Raw genomic sequence first — 26,672 nt, forward strand, 5'->3', positions numbered from 1 at the left:
AAATTCACCTCCACCCTAGCGTCGGGTGGAGTCCTCTTTCGTTAGATTGATAGATAAATCAGCTTGCTGTATCGTCCGCTCCTAGCAGACGTTGCAGCAAGTTTTTTTATGGATATTAAAAAAGTCGCTATAAATCCAATTTCTAATCGTGAGTAATTTTATTTTATTTATCATTTCCCCATCGAGCGGCATTTTGCTAAGATAAGGCGTTAATTTTATGTCCATCGCTCAGTCGTCAAGGCTTTCAGCAAAAATCTGTTCTGACGCTTAAATTTAAAGCGCTTTATATCAGATGAACTTGAGATTTAGCCTGTGATAGCAGCGATAGATACATTTGGTTTTATGATGCGGTGTAACAATCTATGACAGTAAAGCATGTGAAAAAACAGCTGGTACAGCTGGTAGTGGGCGTGAGTGTTTCTATGAGTGCAATGATGGCGGGCGCAGCCATTCAGCCTCCTGAAATGGACAATACCGCCTATGTATTAATGGACTATAACACGGGTGAGATACTGGCGCAGAAAAACGCCAATCAACCACTGCCACCAGCGTCTTTGACAAAGATGATGACCAGCTACATGATTGAGCAGCGCTTAGCGTCAGGTGATCTTAAAGAAGACGAGCAAGTACTGATGAGCGCCAATGCTTGGTGCCGCGGTAGTAGCAGTGAGTCATGCATGTATGTACCAGTCAATAAAAGCGCCAGCGTGATCGATATGCTACGCGGTATCATCATTCAATCAGGTAACGATGCTTCAAAAGCGATGGCCGAACACATCGCTGGTAGCGAAGCTTCGTTTGCGATTTTGATGAATGAAGAAGCCGAAAAAATCGGCATGAAAAATACCCATTTTGTCAATGCCACAGGTATGCCCGATGAAGGCCACGAAGCATCAGCTTTAGACTTAGCAAAACTTTCGCGTGCTATTATCAAAAACAGTGGCGACTATTATGGTCTTTATTCGGAAAAAGAGTTTACCTATAACGGTATCACGCAGGGTAACCGTAACGCCCTACTTGCGACCGACCCGACGGTTGATGGCTTAAAAACAGGTCATACTAACGCCGCAGGCTATTGCTTAGCAGCGTCAAGTAAGCGTGACGATATGCGCCTTATCTCTGTCATTATGGGCACAAAAAGTCAACAAGCGCGCGCCGATCAGTCACGTGAGTTGCTAAACTGGGGCTTTGGCCACTTTACCACCGTCACTAAAGCGCCGGCTGGCCAATTCGTCAGTAAAGTACCGGTTTGGTTTGGCGAAGCAAAAGAAGTGGAGTTGGCAACGGGTGACAGTTTGCAGATTTTGACCAGCAAAACACAAAAGAATAAAATCACCACCGTGGTCGATATTCCTGACAGCTTAGAAGCTCCTATCAAAAAAGGTCAAGAAATTGGCAAAATGATGGCGGTAATTGATGGTAAAGCGGTTGCCTCAGTTCCTGTCGTTGCTACGAGCGATATTGAACAATCAGGCTTTATGAGCCGTATTTGGCAACGTTTTACGCGTTGGGCGCAAAACTTGTTTTAAAGAATTGTTTTAAGTACTTGTCTTGAATCTTTAGCTTAACAATTTGTTTTAAAAGCCATTTGATATTAGATAACAGTGATTAGCGAGCTTAATATAAAAAAGACGCCTTTGATGGGCGTCTTTTTATTGGTCTTTTTTTATCTTTAGCTTCATGAATACCGTCATATTTAAGACCAAACCAGCCAGCTTTTTAGCAAATTACTCAGCGCTTTGTCTTCATAGCTCGCCACCTGACAGTAATCTACCCCAGCAGCTTTTAATCCGTGCTCAAAACTATCCAAATGTAGCGCTTGCTGCTGCGAATACCAATACACCAACAAAGCACGATGATCGGTCTCAGAAGCACGAATACGCCTTGCTAAGGCTTCAGCGCTACTTGGTAATACGTCTTCAGCAAACATCACCATATCGAAATTTTTATCGTTTATATCATCAATGACCAGCTGTTCATGTTGATAGCAGGTAACACGCGCCCCTAGTCGCTGTAATTCCTCTAGCAAAGCGCCGCTATCTTGATAGTAGTAATACATTACGTCGAGTCCAGACAGCAGGTATTGCTGCCGCGATTGACGCTGATTGGATAGCTGCAAGGTAACTATAAATTCTGTTCCGACCCCTAGCGTGCTATTTACCTCGACACTAGCGCCCATCAGCTGCGCCATTTGCTTAACGACTGGCAAGCCAATACCCGTGCCTTCATACTGACGGGTTTGCGATGAATCTACTTGAAAGAACGGATTGAAAATATCTTCTATAAAGCTGCTATCGATACCGATACCGCTATCTTTTATCCTTATCTGCCAGCGGTTGCTGTGGTTGAAATGGGTCAGCTGCGAAGTAACGCTTACTTGCCCTGCTGGGGTAAACTTAATAGCGTTACTCAGTAGGATCGACAGTATCTGCTGGATCTTTTCGGCGTCGCCTTCGAGGCTATAATCAATATGATGAATATGACTGCTTAAATCCAAACCTTTCTGCTTGGCAATAGGTTCATATTCGGCCAATAGGTCTGAAATTAATTGTAGCGGATTAAACTCACTGATTTGTAGGCTGATTTGCCCTTTTTGAATTTGATTCAGTTGTATAATTTGATTGAGCGCCAATACCAATTTATCACTGCCATTGTGAATAATCTCAACCGCGTCTTTTTGCTCAGCGTTTAGCTGTTCACCTTCTAATAACTGTAAACCGCCAACGATGGCATTCAATGAAGTTTTTAGCTCATGGGTTATCATACTTTGAAAATTATGCAGCTGCACGTCAAGCGATAAATCTTTTTGATGTAACTGCTGCTCAAACACCGCCAGCGCTGCATAGTCTTGTTTCGACGCTTGCAGGCGATTAAACAAAGTAATAAAAGCCTGCTTAATCTGCACCAATTCTTCAAATTTAAAGCGCTGCGGAATCGCCGGTAGCTGCTCAAGCTCAGGGTTTTTTAGCACAGTATCGCAAACTTCGGTCAGTGCGTCGATATCTTTTGATGACCAGTTTAGTTTGCGCAAAATAAATAGCGCCCAGATAATCGCCAACGACGTTGTCATTAACCACAGCCATAAATTGCTTTGTACCCAATCTGTCCGCAGCGCCGCTACATTCAAATTAATATTGATATAACCAACCAAAGCGGTATCAGACGTCATTTCGCTTACTGAGTCGCCGACTGGGTCGCTCACTGAATTTGAGTCAGCATTCATAGCAGGTAAAGTCGTAAAAACCTGCTGCTTGCCATTAAGCGTATCACTACCGATAGCGAGCGTGCTATTGCCATCTACATAGTCGCCGACGACCGGATAATTAAAGCTGACTGCATTGGCAAATAAAGCATTTTTCCAATCGTCTTTTGATAGGTTGCTATCGGCAATAGGCTGAGAAGTGGTATAAAACAAAATACTTTCGATATTTTGCTCATTTTCTAACAAAAAACGCACTTGATCAGCGACTACCTCATCGCCATCTACGCTCGCCGCGCTAAGCGTCAGGAGGTTCGCCAACTGCTGAGTATGCCGACGTTCTTCCTTATAATGCTGCACCAAACCATAAACAAAAGACAATAAAAAACCTGCTAATACAGCCAAAATCATGGTCTGCATGATAGATTGCCAAATAAGCATGGGTAAGGTTTTTGGGGAGCGGTTGTTCATATGACTCAACTGAGTGAAGACAACTTGTGATTATAGTATAGGTATTTTATAGAGAGGATAACGGTAATGCGACATTTTAATGTAACTTAACACAGTCATGAACTACCCACTACCTTTGAAGTAGAGGTTTCTTAGGTAACGCTCTTACTTGACACGGTGTTCTGTATCAGCGGTTAAGCGAATTGACTAAGCTAACCCTGTCGCACCGACAGTTTTTGATTGTTTAGCCAGTAACAGCCCTTGATTTAAGATATTGATACTGGCGTTAATGTCTCGATCATTTTTCTGCAAACAACTTGGGCAATCCCATGTTCTGACCGATAGCGGTAATTCAGCTTTATTCAGTAGATGATCGCAGTTTGAGCAAGTCTTAGACGATGGATACCATCGGTCTATTTTGACAAGCGCTTTGCCGTACCAGTCTGCTTTATAGGTCAGCATGGTGGTGAATGCTGACCATGAGCTGTCTGATATGGCTTTAGCTAATTTTCTATTCTTAACCATGCCTTTGATGTTCAAGTCCTCAATAGCAATCACATCGTGGTTTTTGATGAGATTGAATGAGAGTTTATGCAAGAAATCTTTGCGGCTATTGGTTATTTGCTCATAGACCTTGGCAACTTTAATTCTTTGCTTTTGATAGTTGCGGCTCTCTGACAATTTGCGTTGATCCGCTTTGGCAGCGGCTCTGCGTTTGGCTAAGATCTTTTGCTCACGCGCAAGCTTGGCTTGCAGCTTCGATAGAAACTTAGGATTGGCCACTTTGCTGCCGTCTGATAAGACGATAAAGTCCGTCAATCCTAAATCAATGCCGATGTTAGAGTGGGTTTTTGGTAATTCATTAACGATAGTTTCAATCAGTAGGCTGACGTAATACTTACCTGATGGGGTACGGCTGATAGTGGCGCTCTTGATAAGCCCATTAACAGATTGATGTATTTTAACCTTAATGTGGCCTATTTTTGGCAATTTAACGGTGTTCTTGGTGACGGCTACCGATCCTTTTTGATTGTTGGTGGTGTAACTGTCTTTAATGCCTTTTTTCTTGAACTTAGGGAACCCTGCGCCTTGCTTGAAAAATTTACTATAGGCAGCTCTTAGATTTTGCTGAACATTGGCTAATGCCAAGCTATCGACTTCTTTTAGCCATTCAAATTCTTTTTTATACTGAGCAGGGGTGTTGTTTAGGGTGGTCTTCGTAGTTTTGTAGTGATCTATTTTATCGCCAAGCATTTTATTCCAAATAAAACGAGCGCAGCCGAATGACTTGGCAAAGAATACTTGCTGTTCATCAGTCGGATATAGCCTGATTTTATGGGCTTTTAGGATCTGCTTTGGCATGAGATATTTATTGTTAGTTGGTTGCATAATTATTATACAACAGGTTGTAGGAGTAGTTACCAACAACGCATTCATCTCCCCACCTTAGAGGTGGGAGAATTCTGCGCTAAGATGTTAAATTAAAAAATGCCATGACGACTGATATAGTCATCATGGCATTTTATATTACAGAGAAGTAAATAAAAGAAAAACAGCGCTAAGAATGTCTTTGTTTCCTATAGAATTAAAGACACTTAGCATATTATCTGATTAGCGCTTTTTATCTTTATTGGTAAATCTAGGCTTATCTTTGGTGGTAAATTTTTGCGCGCGATTGCGTTCACGTTGGCGTAATTGCTGCGCTTTTGCTTTGGTTGGCGTATCACTTTTATTGGCGTACGGGTTTTCATTTTGCTTAAATATAACATTCAGCGGTGTGCCTTCAAGCTTAAAGACTTGACGGAATTGGTTTTCAAGATAGCGTTGATAGCTTTTTGGCAGCGCAGACGTTTGATTACCATGAATCACGATCACCGGCGGATTATGACCACCAATATGAGCAAAACGTAGTTTAATACGGCGACCAGCAACCGTTGGCGGCGGATTGGCCGTGACCGCATCTTGTAAAATCTGCGTCAAGCGGTTGGTTGATACCTCAAACATCGACGACTGATAAGCACGTAAGATAGAAGGATATAAATTACCAACCCCAGTGCCGTGTAGCGCCGAGATAAGATGTACTTTGACATATGGGATAAAGTTAAAGCGGCGATCCATTTCAAGCTTGATATAGTCTTTTTGATCTTGCGTCAGACCGTCCCATTTATTAATGGCCACTACCAATGCACGCCCTGCATCAAGCGCATAACCAATCATATTTAAGTCTTGGTCGACAATGCCTTCGTGCGCATCAATCACAATGATGGTTACGTTAGAATCTTCAATCGCTTGCAAGGTTTTAATGACCGAGAACTTCTCTACCTTTTCATCGATTTTACCGCGGCGACGTACGCCAGCCGTATCAATCAAAACGTAATCTTTGCCATCGCGTGTATAAGGAATATAAATACTATCGCGCGTCGTACCGGGCATATCAAACACCACCACACGGTCTTCACCCAATAAACGGTTGACCAGCGTTGATTTACCAACGTTTGGACGACCGATAATCGCAAGCTTTAACCCTCTTGGCTCGACGACATTTTCTTGCGTTGGCATGTTAGCGGTCAACGCTTCTAGCAAGTTACCAACACCGCGCCCATGACTGGCTGCCATTGGATACGGCTCACCTAAACCTAACGCATAAAACTCTGCCGGCGCCGCATCATGGACACCATCAACTTTATTGGCGACGACATAAACAGGCTTGCCAAGGGTATGCAAAAACTTGCCAATTTCAGCATCAGCGCCAATCATACCGGCACGCGCATCAACGACGAAAACAATAATATCGGCTTCATGAATGGCGGTATGCGACTGCTCAGACATATAGTCATCAATATTGCCGCTACCATCGTCAGCTTCGCCAATACCGCCGGTGTCGACTACGATAAAGGATTTGTCTTCATAAGTCGCATCACCGTATTGACGGTCACGAGTCAGCCCTGACAAATCAGCAACCAATGCCTGCCGACTTTTAGTGAACTGGTTAAATAAGGTAGATTTACCGACGTTTGGACGGCCAATTAAGGCGACCACAGGCTTGATACTCATGGGTTACTCTCAGTGAATGACACAGTGATGTGTACAATGGCGGACGCTGCGTTTACGCTTATACTAAGAACAATAACGCTTCGACCGCGAATTTAAATAAATGGTAAAGATAAAACAATGGCAAATAACACTGGGCTTTTTGCGTTAAGCAGTTGCTATAAGTGTTGGTTAAGGTGTTACCCCAATTATAAATAGCTCAAGCATTTAAGCATCATGACCAATCAATCGTCATGACTTATACGATTAGCGCCTACCACGTATCGGTCGCATAGAGTACGCGAAAGCCACTATTTAAACAAGCAATTTACACAAGGCACGAAACGCTGACAAAGCAGCGTTTTTCTTGAACCTAATACCAGTATGCTTATTTAACGCTTTATTTGACAACTAGTTTTAAAATATTGCTTTAGAACATTGATTTAAAACATCGCTTTAAAAAATAGGCGGTTAAATCAGCCGTCACTGACAAAAACTTAGCGTGCTAATTGCCAAATTGCCACTTGTCCTGCTGTACTTTGCGTCATTAACAGACTGCCTTGTACTTGCAAATTGGTCAAAGCACCTTTGGTCTGCACGCGGCTAACGATTTTGCCGCTTGCAGGATCAAATAAATGTACTACGCCGTCAAAGTCGCCGACCGCAATATAATTGCCAATCATTACAGGATTGGTGAGATGACGATAAGCCAACTCTTCACTTTCCCACAACACTTCGCCATTATTGCGGTTATAAGCGACCACTTTACCGTCTAAACTGGTGGCAATCACTTGCTGATTATTGACTGCAAGCGACTTTAAGCTGGCAAGTTCATTGACGAACATGACTTGACGCGAAGCTAGATCAATACCGAGCAGCTGACCACTATAACTGATAGCAAATAACTGATTATTATCAACGATGGGCATACCGTCGACATCGCTCATGCGCTCAACTTCGCTACTACCCGCTCCGACGCCAACGCGGCGTGACCACTGCGGTAAGCCATTATCAATAGTAATAGCATGCAAGCGACCGTCAGCAGTTGCTAGGAGTGCAGTTTTATCATCTAACAGTGTCGGCGCTGCTGTACCGCGTACGCTGATAGGAGGTACTTGGGTGGCAAACTGCCAAACAGATTGACCGTTTTGTAGCGACAGACCATGCAAGAAACCATCATTGGCCGATAAAATTACTCGGTTATTGCTGATTAACGCTGGCGTCAAAACCGTACCGGTTAATTGCTGCTGCCAGCGCTTAGCGCCAGTGGCACTATCAAATGCCATCACCAAACCGCTGCGTGTACTCACAATAGCCGTCTGACTAAGAGCATCTAATGCCACGCCACCGGTGATTTGATCGCCTACATTGACTGACCATAGGCGCTGACCCTTACTATCAAAGCCAGTCAAATCACCACCGCGTGACGCCGTCACGATTTGCGAGTTGGCATAGCCTACTTGCAAGCTAAGAGGATCTTTACTACTGGCTTTTTTGCTACCGACATCGGTACTAAAAACAGGTTGTAGTACGCTAATTGGTTGTGCGATTTGTACCAATTTTACAGGATCATTGACGACTGGTTTGATACCTCGATTACACCCAACGACTGCTGTTGCCATCACTGCGATGACGGCGACATGCATGGCCGTCGTTTTGATTGTCTTAACGTTTATCGTTTTGTTTGAGCGAATAGCTTGAGTCATTATAGGTTCTCACTACCAATAAAGTAATTATGAATAAATTAGTTAGCAGTAAATAAGTGGCACACAATAATAAGTATAATAAATAAGCACTTATGATTGATACTACCTTTTTAACTCACTGCGCTACTTAGTTTTAAAAGGGTTTGTACAACGTTTTATCGTGTTGCAATTTTTCTTTATTAGCACATTAACGCTTTTACTATTTTTTTAATATTTGGTTTTGGTATCTTTTTAACAACTGGCTTATGCGCCAGCTTCTATCTTATTATTGTCTGCCGCATTTTCACCTTCGGCTGCGACTGGCTGGGCAGGCATAGCAGGTTCTTGTATAAGTCCAGCTTGCGGCGCAATAGGTTCAGGCACGATACCGAGACTTTCCATTTTTAATGCCAATACTGCACGCGTTTCTTGACGGCTACGTAACAACTCCCAAGCATTATTGTAAGATTTAATCGCCGCGTCTTTATTATTTTGCGCCAAATAAATATCACCCAATAGCTCTTGCTGGCTTGCCTCAAACGAGCTTGGCATATCGTTATTAGCTTCAGCTAAAGCAGCATCGGCATCGCCCGCTGCCAATAGTGTTTTGGCATAGCGCAGACGGGTAATCGCTTCTAAGCCTGCATCTCCCAAATCGATTGCCAGTGCCTTTTTAAAGGTTTCGCCAGCACCTTTAAAGTCATCACTGTCCACTTGCTGACGCGCTTTAATCATTAGCGCTTGCCACGCATAGACTGAATTGCTATGGGTGCTTACTAGAGCATCAATATCTTTATCTAGCTTTTTACGACTTTCAGTCAGTGACGCTTGCGCTTCTGCTTCTAAGTCTGGGTTTTGTGATGCGAGGCTGACTTCTTCATTTAAACGTTGAATATCGGCATAATGGTCGGCGGCCACCGTATCGACGCGCGCATGGTTGTTTTGCCAATACGTCCAGCCGAAATAGGCGGCCAACGCCAATAAAATCGCGGTGACAATATAGCTGCCATACTGCTTTAATGCTTGCATTGAATTGTCTGCATTTGGCGAATTGGGTGTCAGAGCCATATATTTTTACCTGATAAGATTGATATGAAATGTTTAATGCTAAAGCCACAATCGCTTATTAACGAACGAAGCTGTCTTTAGTTGACAACCAGTCTTGCGCGACTGTTTTTTGCTCACCCGTCTGCATGTCTTTGATACTAATGGTATTATCATCGAGTTCCTGCTGGGCGATAATCACTGTCAACGCCGCGCCCGATTTATCCGCCTTTTTCATTTGCGCTTTTAAGCTGGTTGCGCTCGCCATTTTTACGCGTAGGTCAGGACGGCTATAACGCAGCGCTTGCGCATAACTTATACCCGCACTATAAACTTCTGGATGGGCAACCACAAAAATATCGCAAGCGGGCAACTCTGCTATCGGTGATACAGCGTCGATAAGCAGTAATAAGCGCTCAAGTCCCATCGCAAAACCAACGGCTGGCTCAGACTTCACGGGTTTATTATCCCCTTTATCATCAGAAATCCCGATAGATTTTAATTGGCCAACCAAACCATCGTAACGGCCACCGGCACAAACGGTCGCTTGGCTACCAAGCTTATCAGTGACCCACTCAAATACAGTTTTATTATAGTAATCAAGTCCACGTACTAAATGCGGATTAATCTCAAACTCAATCCCAAGTGCGGTCAGATACGCTTGCACTTGTTCAAAATGCGCCTTGCTCTCTGCACCCAAAAACTCAGCAAGCTTTGGCGCCTCTGCCAATAGCGCTTGGGTACTCGCCTCTTTACTGTCTAAAATACGTAATGGATTGGTCGTCAGGCGGCGTTTGCTATCCTCATCTAGCTGGTCTTGTTTGTCAGTTAGATATGCAACCAATGCTTCACGGTAAGCATGACGCTCATCAAGCTCGCCCAAGCTATTAAGCTCTAAGCGCATCTCATCTTTTAGACCCAATTCTTGCCACATCAAATGCGTCATAGCAATCAGCTCGGCATCAGCATCCGGTAGCGCACTACCAAAACTTTCGACACCCAATTGATGAAACTGACGGTAGCGACCTTTTTGTGGACGCTCATAGCGAAACATCGGGCCAATATACCAAAGTTTCGGCGTATCACCGCGCAATAAATTGTGCTCAATCACCGCGCGTACTGCCCCTGCCGTGCCTTCTGGGCGCAATGCCAATGGCGTTGGCGGCTCAGACTTATCGGTAAAGCTATACATCTCTTTTTCGACGATATCGGTTGCGCCGCCGATAGCACGCGCAAACAAGTCGGTTTGCTCAACGATAGGCAGGCGAATATGCTCATAACCGTATCTGCCCAATACATCTGCCAACATCGACTCTAAGTGCAGCCATTTTGCAGACTGCTCAGGCAAAATATCATTAAACCCTTTGATTGCTTTAATCATAGTACGGTCGCATCCTTAAATTTTTAACAAGCTATCTCTAATATTTTTTATTGGTAATGACGGTTTTTATTAATAATCGCGCTTTATTTTAATCAGAAAATACATCAGGGTGACGACTTATTTTACGCGAATGATTTCATTCCCACGTTTTTTCGCCAAATCTTCGGCATGCGCACGTACCATGCCTTCGATTTCATCAACCAAATTATTGGTATCAATCAAATGGCTTTTTTCGCCCATACGGTAGACCAGCGATTTTGGTGCGGCGCCGACAATACCAATATCCGCTTCTTTTGCTTCGCCCGGACCATTTACCTTACAACCAATCACCGACAAATTCATCGGCTCACGGATATCTTCTAAGCGTGACTCTAACGCGGTCATTACTTTAATCACATCAAACTCTTGGCGTGAACAGCTTGGGCAAGCGATAAAGTTAACACCATTTGAGCGAATATTAAGCGATTTTAAAATATCAAAGCCGATTTTAATTTCTTCTTCTGGCTCAGCCGCTAAAGAGATACGAATGGTATCGCCGATACCGTCTAATAACAGCCCGCCTAAGGCAATGGCAGATTTCACCGCGCCAGTACGATACACGCCCGCTTCGGTGACGCCTAAATGCAAAGGATTATCAATCTGCGCAGAAATCAGACGATAGGCATCTAAAGTCAAAAATACATTACTGGCCTTTACCGAGACTTTGTATTGATCAAAGTTTAAACGCTCTAATATATCGATATGGCGCATCGCTGATTCAAGCATCGCCTCACCAGTAGGCTCAGTATATTTACGCTGAATGTCTTTTTCTAATGAGCCTGCATTAACGCCAATACGAATCGGAATATTATAATCTTTGGCGCAAGCGACCACTTCGCGGACTTTGGCGTCGCTACCGATATTACCCGGGTTGATACGCAAACAATCGGCACCCGCTGCCGCGACCGCTAGGGCGATTTTATGATCAAAATGTACGTCTGCAATGAGTGGTACGCTGACGCGCTTACGAATCTCGGCAAAGGCTTTGACGGTGTCCATTGTCGGGGTCGACACGCGCATTAAATCCGCACCCGCTTCAACGCAGCGCTCGATTTGGGCAACAGTCGCTTCTACATCACAAGTATCGGTATTGGTCATGCTTTGCACACTAATCGGTGCATCGCCGCCGATTGCGACATCACCAACGTGTATTTTTTTGGTAAGACGACGGTTGATAGGCGCTGACGTTGACATAGACAAACCCTTTCATTGGAACAAATTGGAACGAATTGAAACTAAAATCTGGAAACCAACATTACTTTTAACGCTAACAGCTTGTTGAGAACAATCGTTTTGTTAAGTTTAATAGCTATTAAAGATTAAGGTGCAAGCTCAAAACTGGCCTGCGTACCTGTAGCATAACTGTCTAACGCCACGGCTTCTTCATTAAGCATTAAGCTGACATTTTTGACATTATCAATCTGTACGTTAAAAGGCGGTGTACCTGATAACTTATAATCGCCAGCAGTTTGCGAGCCATTCATCAGATTGCTACCCGAGGCATCGGTAATCACCACAACAGCAGCATCAGTCAGCTTAACATCGAGCGTAGCGGCTGCCGCACTTTCACCGCCCAAATTCAGCGCCGAGCCAGACGCACCAACGCCATTGTTATCAACATCAATCGCTGCGCCTTGCGCTTGTTCTAGCGCTGAGATGTCTTCGCTAGTCGTTACTGGCTGCTCATTATTGTCTTTACTGGCGTTAGACACCATACGAAATAAGAAAATCGCTAAAATAATAACGCCAATCACGGCGATGATTAATAAGGGATTAAAACGAATGCGGTTGTGAGTATCGCGCTGCAAGGTACCCATCGGGCGTAGTGGCGACTCAATATTTTGAGGAGCGCGCGCTTTTAGCTCATTAGGGTAAGCAGCATCAAAGCTGCTCGCTACTTTTGTGGGATCCAAACCCAAAAACTTGGCGTAGTTAATCGCAAAACCGCGTGCAAACGCCGCTTGTGGTAAATCCGCAAAATTCTCATTTTCGAGCGCTTGTAAATGACGTTTTAAAATAAATAATTCGGCAGCAGCCTCTTCTAAACTGACTTGTTTGGTTTTGCGGGCTTGCTGCAACATGGCACCAAATGATCCCTGAGCGTTAGATTGTGTGTTTGATGATGGGGTGGTCATTTCCATGGTGCCTCTGGATTATTAAGCCAAATCTTAAGTTGTTTTGCTTCATCGCTTAGTGGATAAGCGGATAAAAGCTGCTGAGCCAATTGCTGGCGCGTTGCTATGTTATTTTGTGCCGCGGCAAGTTTGATACCCTGTAATAGCAGACGCGGACTAATACTCTGCCCTTGTACCAGTAGCAAGGTTTCATCATAAAGCCTTTGAGCCTGCTGTACACGCTGCTGCTCGAGTAGCAAATCAACCAGTTCAATATGCGCAATCACACTATTGCGGTTGCCATCTAATGCGCGTAAAAATGCTTTGGCAGCAGCTGGATGATCATTGAGCTGAAGATAGGTGCGCCCTAAATTCTCTAACGCCCCAATCCGGCCTTCATAGCCAAGCGCCGCCCCTGCAATCTCAAACTGCTCCGCCGCCTCTTTATAACGCTTCATTTGCGACAAATAAACGCCGTAATTATTGTGCGCTTGATCAAAATCTTTATCTAGCATAATGGCTTTTTTAAAGTATTGATCGGCTTTTGCAAGATTAAGGCGACTGCCCTCTTGCTGCAACAAAATGCCCATCATATCATAGGCGGGCGCATAACGGCTATCAGCAGCAAAGGCTTTTTCAAGTTGGCGCTGGGCGGCATCGAGCTCATTTTTGCGAATATATTGTGCAGCAAGTGACGTGCGAACGCGAGCAATTTCTTGCTGATCTAAATTGCGATTGTCGCTCGGTCGCGTCGACGTTTGATAAGGTGCATTACCAATCAAGTCTGTGGTCGTCGTACTTTGACAACCGCTTAACAACAAAGCACTTAACGCACTGGCTAACAAAATAACGTTTGCGCCGCGCGTTTGGACAATACTGGCAGCTGATTGCTGCGCTGGTTGAGAAAGTAAGGTTTGATATTTGAACTGACAAAGAGTTTTTAAAGTCATCATAGCCGCCATCATAAAACTGTGGGTCAATGCGTTCGATCATCGAGGCATCAGTTTAATGGATTTAGCACCCATAAGTACAATTTAGTTGATATTAATTGTGCTGCTCTTTGTTATTGATGCTCGTAACTACATTTTATTACCGTTGTGAGATAAAAACGACAGTTAAGCAATTCAATTCATTGCCTTACCTACTCACTTGTGAATCAGCAAATATTTAATCCTAACTTCCTAGCTTTGGACAATAAAAACGGCGTTAAATACTTTCACGTTCTTTAATACTTTGCTGCCACGCTGCTGAACGACGCGTTCTATCCGCCACTTGTCCAACCAATTGACCACAAGCGGCATCGATATCGTCACCGCGCGTTTGGCGAATGGTACACACAAAACCCGCTTGGCTTAAAATATCGCTAAAGGCATGAATGCGGTTATTGCTCGATTTATCATACGGCGCATGCGGGAACGGGTTAAACGGAATCAGGTTAATCTTACTTGGTAAGTCTGTTAATAATGCCACCAGCTGATGGGCGTGCTCATTGCTATCATTGACGCCATCAAGCATGACATATTCAATCGTGACATGCTTTTTATGACGCGGATTGACATCATATACATAGTTTTTTGCCGCGGCAATCAGCTCATCTAACGGATATTTTTTATTAATCGGCACTAGCTCATTACGCAACTCATCGTTTGGTGCATGCAAGGATATCGCCAATGCCACATCAATATCTTGCGCTAGCTGGTACATTTTTGGCACCACGCCTGAAGTCGATAGCGTCACACGGCGCTTTGATAAACCGTAAGCATGATCGCTTAGCATCAGCTCCATTGAGCCAACCACGGGTTTATAGTTTAATAAAGGCTCACCCATGCCCATCATCACGACGTTGGTGACGTTGTTTTCCCATAAGCTATGGTCAACGTTGTCTAAACTGTCATTGTCATCGCTCATATAAGAAGCGTTCGCCACCCATAATTGGCCGATAATTTCGGCAGCGGTTAAATCACGCTCGAAACCTTGCTTACCAGTACTGCAAAAACTACAGTCTAGCGCGCAGCCAACTTGCGAGGAGATACAAAGAGTCTTACGGCCGTTTAGTTTGCTATCATCTGCCGGAATCAATACCGTCTCAACCAATGAGCCACCCGTGACTTCAAACACCCATTTACGCGTACCATCATCGCTATACTGACGATGAATCACTTTTGGCGGCGTGACACAAGCATGGGCTGATAATTTATCACGCAAGGATTTGCTCAAATTGGTCATTTGCTCAAAATCGGTTACCCCATGCTGATAAATCCATTTAATCACTTGCGTCGCACGAAACGGCTTTTCGCCAATACTTTTGAAATAATCCGCCAGTTGCGCTTGTGTCATGCCCAATAAGTTGGTTTTTGCTTGTGCTTCATCGACAAGCTTGATGCTATTGGCAGGCTTTTTAGCAGTCTGTGCTGGGATATGTTGAATAGGAGTTTCGAGAGTGGACATAATAGGTAACCTTTTTGCAGCCACTAAAATAAGCGCTGCAATTATTGAGATGGGCGTTGCCAGTTAATCATACATCTGATGTATGAGGGCATAAGCAATCCGTTATGAGCGTATTTTTATCCGCTTCTTTTATCAAAATGTCTATAAACACTTAAAGTTTATAAAAACATCATGACAATATGCTGATAAGGGATTGATAATGCTCGTAAAACTAATAATGAGGCAGATCTTTAAGAATTTCAATATAGAATCAAACTATTATAGCTAAAACGGCTTATACCAAAAGATATAAGCCGTCTTGCTACACTAATTATCGATAACCAGCATCAAAGTGATTATCAATAACTGCTGCTATTAACGCGTACGTGCACAAACTTCATCTTCATTGAAGAAGTAGCTGATTTCACGTGCTGCTGATTCAGCTGAATCTGAACCATGAACGGCGTTTTCATCGATGCTGCTAGCGAAGTCAGCACGGATAGTGCCTTCAGCGGCGTCTTTTGGGTTAGTAGCGCCCATGATTTCACGGTGCTTAGCGATTGCGTTTTCGCCTTCTAGCACTGATACCAATACTGGACCTGACATCATAAAAGACTTTAGGTCGTTGTAAAATGGACGCTCAGCGTGCTCAGCGTAAAAACCGCCTGCTTTTTCATCATCAAGTTGTAGCATTTTAGCGGCAACAATTTTTAGACCCGCTTTTTCAAAACGGTCGTAGATAGCGCCGATGTGGTTGCCAGCTACTGCGTCAGGTTTGATGATAGATAAAGTACGTTCGTTAGCCATGAAAAGCTCCTATTAAGAGTGGGTTGGACAAGAAATAAATTGTTATGTCTTTGGCCGCTGTGTTGGTAACGGCTAAATTAAGCCATTTTTATTTGCCAATGCGGCTACCTGAGCGCCAACACAGGATTGCTGCCTATTATAATGATTGAGCCTGTAAATGATAGCGTTAATTTAGAAAAGTCGCTTGCATAAGGACAAAATTTGCTGCTCATTTAGCAAATATTTATGATTTATTGCTACTAAAAAACCCCAATGCTGAACATTAGGGTTTTATGAATGAATTATAATAGAGCTGTTTTACTAATTAAGCATCATACGGATCGCGTAATACAATCGTTTCTTCACGGTCAGGACCGGTTGAGATAATATCAACTGGGCAACCAATCAGCTCTTCGATACGTTTGATGTAAATTTTAGCGTTTTCTGGTAGGTCGTCATAGCTTGTGATACCAACCGTTGACTCGCTCCAGCCTTGTAGGGTTTCGTACTTAGGCGTGACTGACTCATAGAATTCAGCATCATGTGCGCCTGCACACTCAGTCTCAGGTAAGTTGTAACCGACACCGATTAATAGCTCTTCTAGACCGTCTAATACGTCAAGCTTAGTCAAGCAGATACCTGACATAGAGTTTAGTACCACGGCACGGCGTAATGATTCAGCATCAAACCAACCACAGCGACGCGCGCGGCCGGTGGTTGCACCAAACTCATGACCGACTTTGGCCAAATGAGCACCAACATCATCAAACAATTCAGTTGGGAATGGACCACTACCAACACGCGTAGTGTAAGCTTTAGTGATACCCAATACATAGTCTAAATACAAGGGACCGATACCTGTACCAGTCGATACACCGCCCGCAGTGACGCTAGAGCTGGTGACAAACGGGTAAGTACCGTGGTCGATATCAAGCAAGGTACCTTGCGCACCTTCAAACATTAAGTTTTTGCCAGCAAGACGTAATTGGTTTAGGTCTTCGGTCACATCGGTAACCATGCCTTTAATTTCTTCGCGCCACTCTTGGCAAAGCTTAAAGGTCTCATCAAAATCAATAGCGTCCACTTTATAGTACTGAGTCAGTTGGAAGTTATGATATTCGATTAGATTGCGTAGTTTTTCTTCTAAGTCATCTCGGAACAAGTCAGCAAGTTTAATTGCACGGCGCGCAACTTTATCTTCATAAGCGGGACCGATACCGCGACCTGTGGTACCGATTTTGCCCGTGCCGCGCTTAGCTTCACGTGCTTGGTCAAGCGCGACGTGATAAGGCATAATCAATGGACAGTTTGGTGAAATACGTAGGCGTTCACGGACTGGCACATTTTTCTCCTCTAGGGCTTTCATCTCTTTTAATAGAGCGTCAGGTGCAAGCACCACGCCGTTACCGATGAAGCAGGTTACGCCTTCACGCAAGATACCTGAAGGAATCAGATGTAGGATGGTGGTTTTGCCATCGACAACTAAGGTGTGACCGGCATTATGACCGCCTTGGAAACGTGCAACAGCTGAGGCTTTTTCGGTCAGTAAATCAACGATTTTACCTTTACCTTCATCGCCCCATTGGCTACCCAAAACTACGACATTCTTACCCATGATTAATCCTTACCTTTATGTATTGAGGTGTGTGCAGCAATAATTTTAAAACAACCTAGCAAAACTTAATTAGCACTAAGAAATGATATGTTATTCACTGTCTGTTTTTCAAAATTTAATAAATAAGCTTCAATAAATGAGCCTTATGCAAACTGGTTGTGAGCGTAACGGTTTTTTAAATTTAAACCGTTTCTAGCCGCCACTCATTATCTACAAAGTTTAAACGATGCGTCATCGCTGCTGGACGGTCATCAGCCGTTAATGGCATAGTGACGCGGTAACCTTGTTGACGTAAGCTTGTGACTTGTTGTAATAGATTCTGCATTTGCGCTTTATCAGCATTAGCGTGCTGTAAAGCCTCATAATCAACCAGTACAATAATTGGTGACTCAAGCTGCGTATGCGCCAACAAACGGCTGACATCCATACTAAAGCCTGTCGCTTGACGTGGCTGCTTTGCGCTTAATTGACCAACACTTTGCATACCATCAAAACGCCCACCACGTACCAGCGGCTGGGTTTCACTATTGATATAGCCGTTAAAGATAATACCGGTATGATAATGATAGCCCGACAGTTCGGTCACATCGATACTGACTGGCGTCTGCCACTGCGTTTCTAAATGAGTTTTTAGACGTTGCAACTCATCGACAGCCGTCACGATGTGTGTATCTTGCTTAGCAGTATTTGACAGGGTGTCTAACAGTTTTGCCATATCATGACCAAAGCGCGCCAATGCGTAAAAATCATTACCCATTGTCAATAGCTGGCAGACACGTTTTAGCTCTGGTAAATTTTTATTGGCATACAGATGCATCAATTGCTCGGTGTCATTATCCGACAACTCAGCCAATGCTGCCAAACGCTTAAATATCGCCACATGACCCAAATCAATATGCAATGCTGCGCTCATATCTAAGCTATTTACCATACTAAACAGCACATCTATCAGCTCGATATCAGCTGCAAGCTCGCCGCAACCAAATATCTCCGCACCGAGTTGTAGCGGTGTCCGTGAGCCAAAGAGGCCTGAAGGCAAGGTATGAATCACATCCCCTGCGTAGCAATAACGCGCAATACCATGACCGCCGTGATGGGCATCAATACGCAAAATCTGCGGGGTAATATCAGCGCGCACGCCCATCAAACGACCAGTCAGCTGATCGATAATCTTAAAGGTTTGACGTTTTAAATCTTCTGAAGCTTCACTCAATAACGATTCGGTAAACTCAATCATGGGCGGATTGACCAACTCATAGCCATGACTGATCAGCTGCTGGATCAATTGATGTCTCAGGACCTCTTGCTTATGGGCATCTTCAAACAGCACATCGACGACCCCGTCAGGCAGCAGCCAGCTATTATTGGCAACGTCGCTGGCAAAGTTGTTGAGATATGGCAGACCATTAGCGGCAGCACGGTTATCAGCAAGCTGGGTCGCCGCTGGTTTTGTCGTATTTGACTGGGCAGGTTTTGCAGAATCAGAACTGACAGACACAATGAATCCTTGTTTGGCGTAGCGCTTACCAAAAACGCGGTACTGATGCGGTACTAAAAAGTCGTATTCATAATGGCAGTGATATAAGGCGTTTTGTATTTTTGACGCGCAACATCACCGACCCAATTATCTATAAGCAAACTAGGTGACCGCAAAAGGGTGAGTAATAAGTATAAGTTAGGATGATAAGACGAGTATCTTTATGCGCTAAAATTTATGCGATAGAAAACTATGATAAATAATCAAGGCACTTTATGCTTTAGTTTAGCATAGCAGTCAAGCTTCGCCTAGTGACAATTGAACCCAATTGCCATCTAATTATTTTGCGAACGCATGATGTATTAAACTCATTGTCTCCTAAACTTATTCTTTAACAAAGAAACAGCCTGTCTCATAAACCGTACTTAAACCTTGTAAAGCGTTTACCATCTGTTGCTTGATAACGCCTTATCGGTAGACTCATGTTACACTAACACATATTTTATCTCGGAAAGCCTTATGTCAACTGATTACCACCCAAATCCTGCCATTAATCAAACCAACGTCCTCGGCACTGCCCTTGCCAGCTGTTGTTTTGACCCACTTACTGGCTACTACCGCAATGGCTTTTGTCATACCGGTAACCACGATGTTGGTCAGCATACCGTGTGCGCTAAGATGACCAGTGAATTTTTAAATTTTTCTGCCAGTCGTGGCAATGACTTGATTACGCCGCTGCCTGAATATGGTTTTGCCGGTCTACAGCCTGGTGATTACTGGTGTATTTGTGCGCTACGCTGGGTTGAAGCATTAGACTTCGATATTGCCCCGCAGATAAAGCTCGAAGCCTGTCACGAAAGCTTATTAAGCTTGGTGGATATCGACACGCTAAAACGCTATGCATTGTAGTTTGCAGAGCAGCAATATAAAAAAGGTGAGGGACATAAATTAATAGGCTAAAGATGTTTTAGCCCATGTCATTTTCACGTTTATTTAACATTTATTTAATATTAGCCACCGACTAAAGGAGAAGGTATGAACCAAGATGATGACCTGATTGTCAAACCGACAACACGTATCACACCTGACTCTAATGTCAGCCTTATCGACACCAGTATGGGCGATGAGCGCTCTTATTTAGACAATTACGCCAGCTACGACAGCTATATTTATGGCGACGCCGATGCGACGGTCGAAGATACGATTGAGACCATGACCGTCTATGACCCCGACTCTGAGCGCTATGAAGATATCGACTTATCGAGCGATGATGAAGTGGTCAATTGCTATGCCTACTCGCGTAAAACTGGCGAAAAAGTCAATAAGATCGGCCTAAATGACGTCAGTCGCGCTTTAAGTAATAGCGGGCAGTTTATTTGGCTGGGTCTTTATGACCCAAGTTTAGAGACCATGGTAAAAGTTAGAGATGCCTTTGAGCTGCACGAACTAGCCATTGAAGATGCCTTTGCTGACCATCAGCGCGCAAAAGTTGAAAACTACGATAATGACATGATATTTGTGGTGCTACGTACCGCCAAGCTCGAAGACAACGTCATTCGCTACGGCACCACGGCGATATTTATGGGCAAAAACTATCTGATTACCATTCGTAATGGGCCGTCGAACTCTTATGCGCCGGTGCGCGAACACTGTCATCGCCGCCCAGAAAAGCTGCGCATGGGGCCTATCTTTGTCCTGCATGCCATACTCGATTTTATCGTCGATAACTATATGCCGATTACCGATCGCTTAGGCAGTTATCTGCGTGAGCAAGAACGTAACATTTTTACTTATGAGTTTAATAAAGAAACGCTTAGAAATCTGTATGAATTAAAATCCCAGCTGGTGCATATGCGGGCGGTGATTTTGCCGGTGCAAGATATCTGTAGTTTCTTTATTAATCACAATAAAAGTGACTTAATCTCGCCGTTTTCCCATGCTGCAAAACCCTATTTCAGAGATGTGAATGACCATTTATTGCATTCTTTAGATGCGATTAATGGCTTAAATGAAATGCTTAGCGTGGTCATGAATACTTACCTCGCCATGGTTAATATGGGACAGAATGAGGTGGTCCGTAAACTCGCTGCTTGGGCTGGTATTTTGGCCGTACCGACAGCAATTGCTGGTATCTATGGGATGAACTTTGATTTTATGCCAGAGCTACATTGGCAGTATTCTTATCTGGTTATCATGGCAGTTATTATCTCGTTATGTAGCTTTTTATACTTTAACTTTAAACGCTTGGGTTGGCTGTAATTTAAGAGAATTTCAGACAAAAAAAGGGCTGCCATTTAATTGGCAACCCTTTTTTATTAAAAACCATTTATTCACAGCAATTTATTGAAAGCCATTCAACAATGATGTTTTTTAAAAAGACCTTATTTACGATAAGGCTTACTATCAACGCTTGGCAGATGATGCTCGGTACTTCTTATTTGATGATCATCCAAATAATCTTCTGGTCGCCCAAACATCTTCGCCGTCCACGTTAATATCACAATTGACGCACTCAGCACCATAATGGCAAAGGAAATCGTTGCCAATAACCATAAATGGAAGTTATCTGATACCGCCTGCACATCGACGACCAAATGTCGTGACAAAGCGGTAATCGCGATAAATATCAAAAACTGCACTGGCAGACGATGGGTTTTAAAGTAAATCCCAATCATCGCCAGTAGTTCAAGATAAATAAATAGCAGTAAAATATCTTTTAAATCTGCTGAGCCTTTTTGAAAAATCACAAAGAACTCTTTGCCCGCCGTCCAAACGACCACCACGCTGATTAAGAATAAAATAATATAGTGGCAGATATCGACAAACTCACGGCCGATATGCTGCATGCGCTCATGGATACCCATATTGGATTTTGCTACATCGATATCATTGCCTTGATAGGCTTTATTATTTTTCTCTGTCGATAGCTGTTCAGATTGCTGTTCTGGTTTTTGCTCTGACAGCGTCTTCATTAGCTGACTGCACTGTTGTCTAAACCAGCAGCTTTTTCGGCCGCATTAACGGTTTGGCGAATTAAGGTATTAATGGTCATCGGGCCAACACCGCCGGGAACTGGTGTATAAGCACTAGCGATATTTTCTACGCCTTGCAACTCGATATCACCGACGCCGCCATTATCCGTTGGATGGAAACCTGCATCGATCACCACCGCGCCTTCTTTAATCCATTCCGCTTTAATCAGCTCAGGCACACCCACTGCGCCAACGACGATATCAGCGCGTTTAATATGCGACTCTAAATCTTGCGTTCTTGAATGGCAAATCGTTACCGTGCAGTTGGCATTCAATAGCATCATCGCCATTGGTTTACCCAAGATGGCACTGCGACCTACCACTACGGCTTCCTTACCAGCAAGCTCAATATTATTGTGCTCTAGTAAATGCATGATACCTTGCGGGGTACATGAGCCATAAGCGGACTGCTGCATCGCCATACGACCAAAGCCAAGGCAGGTCACACCATCGACGTCTTTTGCCAAGTCAATCTGCTCAAAGCAAGCACGCTCATCGATATGAGCCGGTACTGGGTGCTGCAGCAAAATACCATGCACGTCTGGATTGCTATTTAGCTCGTCTATTTTTGCCATCAGCTCTGCAGTCGTCGTCGCACTTGGCATTTCAACGCGTATAGAGTCCATGCCGACACGCTTACACGCATTGCCTTTCATACGTACATAAGTCGCAGAAGCAGGATCGTCACCGACCAATATCGTCGCGAGGCTTGGAGTACGGCCTGTTTTCGCTTTAATAGCGTCTACACGCGCACTCAGTTGCTGTTCTATTTGTTTAGCAAGTGCTTTACCGTCCAAAACGGTAGCAGATCCTTGGGCAGTTGACGTAATAGACGCAATTGACATAGTAACTCCAATAAAGGGTGCGATAAAAAATAGGGTGCGATAAAAATAAAGACAGCGCCTGCAAGTTTTTGCATGCCTGTCTTATGCTTGGTCAATTCTTTTTGACCGTTAATAGAGACTGATATTGTACCTGTCTGAGCTAAAAAATCCTAGCACCCTATTGACAGTCCTTACTTTAAAATCTGTAAACTCACTATAAAAAATCGGCCTATTAATTATAATAGACCGACTTTTTATGTTCGAAAACTTCCTTAAACTGATTAAACAGTCATTTAGTAAGTTTGCAGCTCAATACCTACGCCTACCCCAACATCAGTGGACTGGATATCAGAGTCGACTGCCCAAAGCCTACTAGATATTAGCGTCTTTGGATTGTACTGATGCTCCCAAGCCATATCAATACTGGTCAGCTTATCAGTCGTTGGGAATGCTTGATTAATGGCTTCATCCGCTTGATTCACCTTGGCATGTTGTACTTTTGCATTAATGAAATTACGGTTATCGAGCCATAAGCGACCACCAAGCGCGATACTTTCCGCATCGCCGCCTAGCGCATAGCCTAATGGGAAACCTTGCTGATAATAGCCGTCTGTATAGATAAAGTGGTCATAAGACACGCCCTTTACCTCACCGCTAGAACGAGTGTCTGTATACTCTGCATATAACTGGTACGGTTTACCATAAGCAGCAGACGCATAATCAACACCAGCTAAATACATATTTTTTGCGGGCAAGCCGCCTGCTTCATCTTCACCCACATATTGAGCATAAACGCCTGCAGGGATATTCACCAATGGTGCTAAATTTAAGCGCGCATCAAAACCACCAAGTTGATTAGCTGGGTCATCAGCCGCCTCAATACTATTAGTGGCTTCGTTATCTTTAGTACCTAAAATAGCATCAAAAAAGGAACTAAAGCTAGTTGGCCGACCTTCACCGCCCCACATAAAGGTTCGAGAAGCGCCAACCTCTAGCCATGGCCATGGGCTAGCAGTCAGTCGTGCGCCAAATAGCTTAGTATCTGGAACCGCCTCATAGTCATCGAGTTGACCGGCAAAGAGCTGATACTGCCAAGGTCCAACCCAAGATAGATAGTTTGAAGTGGGTGCATTTTGCTGATCACGCTGCATGGTAAAGCCAGTAACTGGTAAACTGGCATCGCCTCGAATTAAGCTGCCATCATGCCCTGGCCCCCACCATGTTGGGATTTTACCGGCGATTAACCACTGATTGGCTGCAGTACCCGCAAGATACGAGCCCTCAAAGCTAACATCTGAGCCATCATCAATGAGTTTATCGTTCTTTAGGTTGGCTTGTAAATTAAACTCCCACTCCGCTTCGCTAAGTGATACGCCCACTGTCGCCTGTTGACCAGCAAGTTGATCATCACCAAATTTTTGTGGTAGCTGATCTCTATCTGTTTGGATATGTAGTGCTGCTGAGCCTTTCACTACTGAGTCACGATTCTGATTTAAACGAGCCTGTACCGATTGTAATATCTGCTGCTGCGCTGGCGTCTGGGCATTAGCCGTATTTACAGCATGTTTTATCTCGTTAGCAGTCAACGGCCAAGTACTGGTACTAATCTGCGTGACCCCTTGATTATTGAGCCAGTCTAGATCCGCTTTGAGTTTTAAATCATTCATATATAGGTTCTGCGCAGATGCTAGCATCGATACTGTTGATAGCACACCAAAACCCAATAAAATGCTTAGCTTCTTGTACATGATAGATTACTTCCCATTACTAAAATTTATTAAGTTTTATTTAACTGCATCGCCACTGCCTTTACCTAAAGCAGTATTCAATATATAAGAAAAATAGTTTTTAAGAGTAATATTATCAATCATCTCTTTATCTTTTTTGGCTAAGCGTTCAGGTGTGGACATATCGACACCGCTTAGTTGAGATAAACCGGTGATACCTGGTAAGACGTTATAGACTCCCATCTGCTCTCTGGCTTCGATAAGCTCATTTTGATTAAATAGGTTGGGTCTCGGACCTACCAAGCTCATTTCACCTTTTAATACATTAATCAGTTGTGGCAATTCATCAAGTTTGGTTTTACGCAATACTTTACCCAGTTTAGTGATTGAGCTGTTATCAGCTAAGTGACTAGCCACAGAAGCTGTGTCTACCTTCATGGTACGAAATTTTACTAGTTTAAAAGGCTTTTGATCTTTGCCAACACGTTCTTGAATAAACAAAGGCGAGCCGGTATCAAAATAACCAATAACCGTTGCACCAATTAACAATGGTGAGGCTACTACTAGACCGGTCGCTGAAAACATAATATCCAAAGGTCTCTGTAAAACCATAGACCTAGAAGCCGTTAAACTTGATTTATAATATTTAGCAGTCTTCTGAATAGACTCACTAGTAGAGTATTTAGGATTCCAACCTAGTAGATTTTTTGCTTTAGTAATATCAACTTGCAAAGAGCCTGATAGCCTTTGAGCTACGCCGGACTTACCAAGTGCACTTGCTGCCGTATTAATAAGTCTAGGTGGTATATTTACTGCTTTATTTTTAACACCTAAACCTCTTGATATCTCTTTCAATAAATCAGCTGTAGAAATATCATCGTCGTCAGATATCAGAAATACTTCGTTTTTAGCATCTTTATGTTCAATACAGGTAATAATGAAATCCACCAAATTATCGACCGACACTAAGCTACGCAAGTTCTTTTTGATCCCACCTATAGGTAGAGGAACACCTTTATAAGTCCATTTCATTAAAGCATGAAAGTTGCCTTTAACATTTTCGCCATAAACCAAAGTAGGACGAATAATGACATAATCCATAGTGGAGTTATTCGCAATTTCTTTTAGTCCTAGCTCTGCTTTATACTTACTATAGCCATAAGGGTCTGAGGGGGGGGTCGTGACTTCGGGTGTAAACGGCTGATTAGGCAGGCTATACTCTCCATTCACCTTGATTGAGCTCAAAAAAATAAATCTTTGAATATCCATGCCTACAGCCTGCTCTGCTAGATTCAGCGTCGCTGCAGTATTGATTTCTTTTAAGGACTTCGAAGGTTTAATTTTATCGTCTTTTGACACACTGGCTTTACCTGCACAGTGTACAACTACATCAACACCTTGTAGTACTTGTCTCCAATCAGTTTTAGAGTCAAGCTTATCGATAAAGCGATACTCACAATCTAAAGTAGGTTTAACTGATTGACGTACACATACAATAACATTGTGCTTAGTTTCTAAAAGGTTTTTTACTAAAGCTTGGCCTATAAAGCCATTAGCACCGGTAACTAGAATGTTCATTCGCATCTCTTTATTAATAATAACTCTCTAATCTAATAGTTGATAATATCTTAGATTAACACACCAAGTGCAACGCTTAATTAATATTATAGAACGCCTGCATAGGCGTTTTAAACCCTAATCGTTTTCTTGGTCTGTTGTTTAGTTTGTTCTCAATGTCCTGTATCTCATTATCAGAGACTTGTCTAAAGTCACAACCCTTAGGCAAATACTCTCTGATAAGGCCATTGGTATTCTCGTTGGTTCCTCGCTGCCATGACGCAT

The 26,672-nt window shown here is 43.4% G+C and carries 21 protein-coding genes; 3 read left to right on the top strand and 18 right to left on the bottom strand.

Translation table 11 applies throughout. The annotated features are described in order from the left end of the window. The first annotated feature begins 362 nt into the window (after positions 1 to 362). Positions 363 to 1,529, top strand: coding sequence for a D-alanyl-D-alanine carboxypeptidase family protein (locus tag JFC07_RS10805; RefSeq protein ID WP_198329032.1), 1,167 nt, complete (start codon positions 363 to 365; stop codon positions 1,527 to 1,529). A gap of 167 nt (positions 1,530 to 1,696) precedes the next feature. Here the strand turns inward: JFC07_RS10805 and JFC07_RS10810 are convergent, their stop codons facing one another. The 13 genes from JFC07_RS10810 to JFC07_RS10870 form a co-directional block, all read right to left on the bottom strand. Continuing rightward, the gene (locus tag JFC07_RS10810; RefSeq protein WP_198329033.1) at positions 1,697 to 3,670 is read right to left on the bottom strand and encodes a sensor histidine kinase; all 1,974 of its coding nucleotides are present in this window, start codon (positions 3,668 to 3,670) and stop codon (positions 1,697 to 1,699) included. Positions 3,671 to 3,856: 186 nt separating this feature from the next. Then, positions 3,857 to 5,038 (bottom strand): IS200/IS605 family element RNA-guided endonuclease TnpB, encoded by a 1,182-nt coding sequence (gene tnpB / locus JFC07_RS10815; RefSeq protein WP_227514900.1) that lies wholly within the window; start codon positions 5,036 to 5,038, stop codon positions 3,857 to 3,859. Between the two features lie 222 nt (positions 5,039 to 5,260). Continuing rightward, positions 5,261 to 6,703 (bottom strand): ribosome biogenesis GTPase Der, encoded by a 1,443-nt coding sequence (gene der / locus JFC07_RS10820; protein ID WP_198329034.1) that lies wholly within the window; start codon positions 6,701 to 6,703, stop codon positions 5,261 to 5,263. A gap of 473 nt (positions 6,704 to 7,176) precedes the next feature. Continuing rightward, the gene (gene bamB / locus JFC07_RS10825) at positions 7,177 to 8,385 is read right to left on the bottom strand and encodes an outer membrane protein assembly factor BamB (protein ID WP_198329035.1); all 1,209 of its coding nucleotides are present in this window, start codon (positions 8,383 to 8,385) and stop codon (positions 7,177 to 7,179) included. 243 nt (positions 8,386 to 8,628) lie between these two features. Beyond that, positions 8,629 to 9,432, bottom strand: a complete 804-nt coding sequence (locus tag JFC07_RS10830; RefSeq protein WP_227678282.1) for a YfgM family protein — start codon at positions 9,430 to 9,432, stop codon at positions 8,629 to 8,631. Positions 9,433 to 9,490: 58 nt separating this feature from the next. Further along, complete coding sequence (hisS, locus tag JFC07_RS10835) at positions 9,491 to 10,789, bottom strand: histidine--tRNA ligase (protein ID WP_198329036.1); 1,299 nt, start codon at positions 10,787 to 10,789, stop codon at positions 9,491 to 9,493. A gap of 117 nt (positions 10,790 to 10,906) precedes the next feature. Further along, positions 10,907 to 12,022 (bottom strand): flavodoxin-dependent (E)-4-hydroxy-3-methylbut-2-enyl-diphosphate synthase, encoded by a 1,116-nt coding sequence (gene ispG / locus JFC07_RS10840; protein WP_198329037.1) that lies wholly within the window; start codon positions 12,020 to 12,022, stop codon positions 10,907 to 10,909. Positions 12,023 to 12,147: 125 nt separating this feature from the next. Then, complete coding sequence (locus tag JFC07_RS10845) at positions 12,148 to 12,963, bottom strand: helix-turn-helix domain-containing protein (protein ID WP_198329038.1); 816 nt, start codon at positions 12,961 to 12,963, stop codon at positions 12,148 to 12,150. Next, the gene (pilW, locus tag JFC07_RS10850) at positions 12,960 to 13,895 is read right to left on the bottom strand and encodes a type IV pilus biogenesis/stability protein PilW (protein ID WP_227678283.1); all 936 of its coding nucleotides are present in this window, start codon (positions 13,893 to 13,895) and stop codon (positions 12,960 to 12,962) included. Before pilW ends, JFC07_RS10845 begins: the two co-directional genes overlap by 4 nt. Before the next feature lie 253 nt (positions 13,896 to 14,148). Continuing rightward, positions 14,149 to 15,390, bottom strand: a complete 1,242-nt coding sequence (gene rlmN / locus JFC07_RS10855; RefSeq protein ID WP_198329039.1) for a dual-specificity RNA methyltransferase RlmN — start codon at positions 15,388 to 15,390, stop codon at positions 14,149 to 14,151. A gap of 354 nt (positions 15,391 to 15,744) precedes the next feature. Next, the gene (gene ndk / locus JFC07_RS10860; protein ID WP_102076375.1) at positions 15,745 to 16,176 is read right to left on the bottom strand and encodes a nucleoside-diphosphate kinase; all 432 of its coding nucleotides are present in this window, start codon (positions 16,174 to 16,176) and stop codon (positions 15,745 to 15,747) included. A gap of 304 nt (positions 16,177 to 16,480) precedes the next feature. After that, complete coding sequence (locus tag JFC07_RS10865; RefSeq protein ID WP_144297272.1) at positions 16,481 to 17,770, bottom strand: adenylosuccinate synthase; 1,290 nt, start codon at positions 17,768 to 17,770, stop codon at positions 16,481 to 16,483. Positions 17,771 to 17,951: 181 nt separating this feature from the next. Then, positions 17,952 to 19,268: an ATP phosphoribosyltransferase regulatory subunit gene (locus tag JFC07_RS10870; RefSeq protein WP_198329040.1), complete on the bottom strand. Its 1,317-nt coding sequence runs from the start codon at positions 19,266 to 19,268 to the stop codon at positions 17,952 to 17,954. Positions 19,269 to 19,766: 498 nt separating this feature from the next. Here JFC07_RS10870 and JFC07_RS10875 point away from each other — a divergent pair, with 498 nt between their 5' ends. Both JFC07_RS10875 and corA read left to right on the top strand, forming a co-directional pair. After that, positions 19,767 to 20,156 carry a DUF2237 family protein gene (locus JFC07_RS10875; protein ID WP_198329041.1) on the top strand — a complete coding sequence of 130 codons (390 nt, stop codon included), beginning with the start codon at positions 19,767 to 19,769 and terminating at the stop codon, positions 20,154 to 20,156. A gap of 126 nt (positions 20,157 to 20,282) precedes the next feature. Then, positions 20,283 to 21,506, top strand: coding sequence for a magnesium/cobalt transporter CorA (gene corA, locus JFC07_RS10880; RefSeq protein ID WP_068407704.1), 1,224 nt, complete (start codon positions 20,283 to 20,285; stop codon positions 21,504 to 21,506). Between the two features lie 122 nt (positions 21,507 to 21,628). Here the strand turns inward: corA and JFC07_RS10885 are convergent, their stop codons facing one another. The 5 genes from JFC07_RS10885 to JFC07_RS13210 all read right to left on the bottom strand — a co-directional run. After that, positions 21,629 to 22,111, bottom strand: coding sequence for a phosphate-starvation-inducible protein PsiE (locus JFC07_RS10885; protein ID WP_198329046.1), 483 nt, complete (start codon positions 22,109 to 22,111; stop codon positions 21,629 to 21,631). Between the two features lie 107 nt (positions 22,112 to 22,218). Then, a complete protein-coding gene (gene folD / locus JFC07_RS10890; RefSeq protein ID WP_198329042.1) occupies positions 22,219 to 23,124 on the bottom strand; it encodes a bifunctional methylenetetrahydrofolate dehydrogenase/methenyltetrahydrofolate cyclohydrolase FolD in 906 nt (301 codons plus the stop codon). Between the two features lie 272 nt (positions 23,125 to 23,396). Further along, a complete protein-coding gene (locus tag JFC07_RS10895; RefSeq protein ID WP_198329043.1) occupies positions 23,397 to 24,851 on the bottom strand; it encodes a capsule assembly Wzi family protein in 1,455 nt (484 codons plus the stop codon). A 36-nt stretch (positions 24,852 to 24,887) separates the two neighbouring features. Further along, entirely contained in the window at positions 24,888 to 26,408 is a 1,521-nt protein-coding gene (locus tag JFC07_RS10900) for a hybrid nucleoside-diphosphate sugar epimerase/sugar transferase (protein ID WP_198329044.1), read from the bottom strand. A gap of 76 nt (positions 26,409 to 26,484) precedes the next feature. Beyond that, positions 26,485 to 26,672 (bottom strand): transposase (locus JFC07_RS13210; RefSeq protein ID WP_406947864.1); only part of this gene is annotated, 188 nt, incomplete at its 5' end.

Source organism: Psychrobacter faecalis (genome assembly GCF_016107575.1).
GTDB classification, from domain to species: Bacteria; Pseudomonadota; Gammaproteobacteria; order Pseudomonadales; family Moraxellaceae; genus Psychrobacter; species Psychrobacter faecalis.

Excerpts from the sequence above, each read along its gene's own strand:
- rlmN (WP_198329039.1), bottom strand. The coding sequence starts at position 15,390 with ATGTCCACTCTCGAAACTCCTATTCAACATATCCCAGCACAGACTGCT.
- JFC07_RS10805 (WP_198329032.1), top strand. The coding sequence starts at position 363 with ATGACAGTAAAGCATGTGAAAAAACAGCTGGTACAGCTGGTAGTGGGC.
- JFC07_RS10875 (WP_198329041.1), top strand. The coding sequence starts at position 19,767 with ATGTCAACTGATTACCACCCAAATCCTGCCATTAATCAAACCAACGTC.
- folD (WP_198329042.1), bottom strand. The coding sequence starts at position 23,124 with ATGTCAATTGCGTCTATTACGTCAACTGCCCAAGGATCTGCTACCGTT.
- JFC07_RS10830 (WP_227678282.1), bottom strand. The coding sequence starts at position 9,432 with ATGGCTCTGACACCCAATTCGCCAAATGCAGACAATTCAATGCAAGCA.
- corA (WP_068407704.1), top strand. The coding sequence starts at position 20,283 with ATGAACCAAGATGATGACCTGATTGTCAAACCGACAACACGTATCACA.
- bamB (WP_198329035.1), bottom strand. The coding sequence starts at position 8,385 with ATGACTCAAGCTATTCGCTCAAACAAAACGATAAACGTTAAGACAATC.
- pilW (WP_227678283.1), bottom strand. The coding sequence starts at position 13,895 with ATGATGACTTTAAAAACTCTTTGTCAGTTCAAATATCAAACCTTACTT.
- ndk (WP_102076375.1), bottom strand. The coding sequence starts at position 16,176 with ATGGCTAACGAACGTACTTTATCTATCATCAAACCTGACGCAGTAGCT.
- JFC07_RS10895 (WP_198329043.1), bottom strand. The coding sequence starts at position 24,851 with ATGTACAAGAAGCTAAGCATTTTATTGGGTTTTGGTGTGCTATCAACA.
- JFC07_RS10885 (WP_198329046.1), bottom strand. The coding sequence starts at position 22,111 with ATGGGTATCCATGAGCGCATGCAGCATATCGGCCGTGAGTTTGTCGAT.
- JFC07_RS10845 (WP_198329038.1), bottom strand. The coding sequence starts at position 12,963 with ATGACCACCCCATCATCAAACACACAATCTAACGCTCAGGGATCATTT.
- JFC07_RS10900 (WP_198329044.1), bottom strand. The coding sequence starts at position 26,408 with ATGAACATTCTAGTTACCGGTGCTAATGGCTTTATAGGCCAAGCTTTA.
- tnpB (WP_227514900.1), bottom strand. The coding sequence starts at position 5,038 with ATGCAACCAACTAACAATAAATATCTCATGCCAAAGCAGATCCTAAAA.
- hisS (WP_198329036.1), bottom strand. The coding sequence starts at position 10,789 with ATGATTAAAGCAATCAAAGGGTTTAATGATATTTTGCCTGAGCAGTCT.
- der (WP_198329034.1), bottom strand. The coding sequence starts at position 6,703 with ATGAGTATCAAGCCTGTGGTCGCCTTAATTGGCCGTCCAAACGTCGGT.
- ispG (WP_198329037.1), bottom strand. The coding sequence starts at position 12,022 with ATGTCAACGTCAGCGCCTATCAACCGTCGTCTTACCAAAAAAATACAC.
- JFC07_RS10810 (WP_198329033.1), bottom strand. The coding sequence starts at position 3,670 with ATGAACAACCGCTCCCCAAAAACCTTACCCATGCTTATTTGGCAATCT.
- JFC07_RS10865 (WP_144297272.1), bottom strand. The coding sequence starts at position 17,770 with ATGGGTAAGAATGTCGTAGTTTTGGGTAGCCAATGGGGCGATGAAGGT.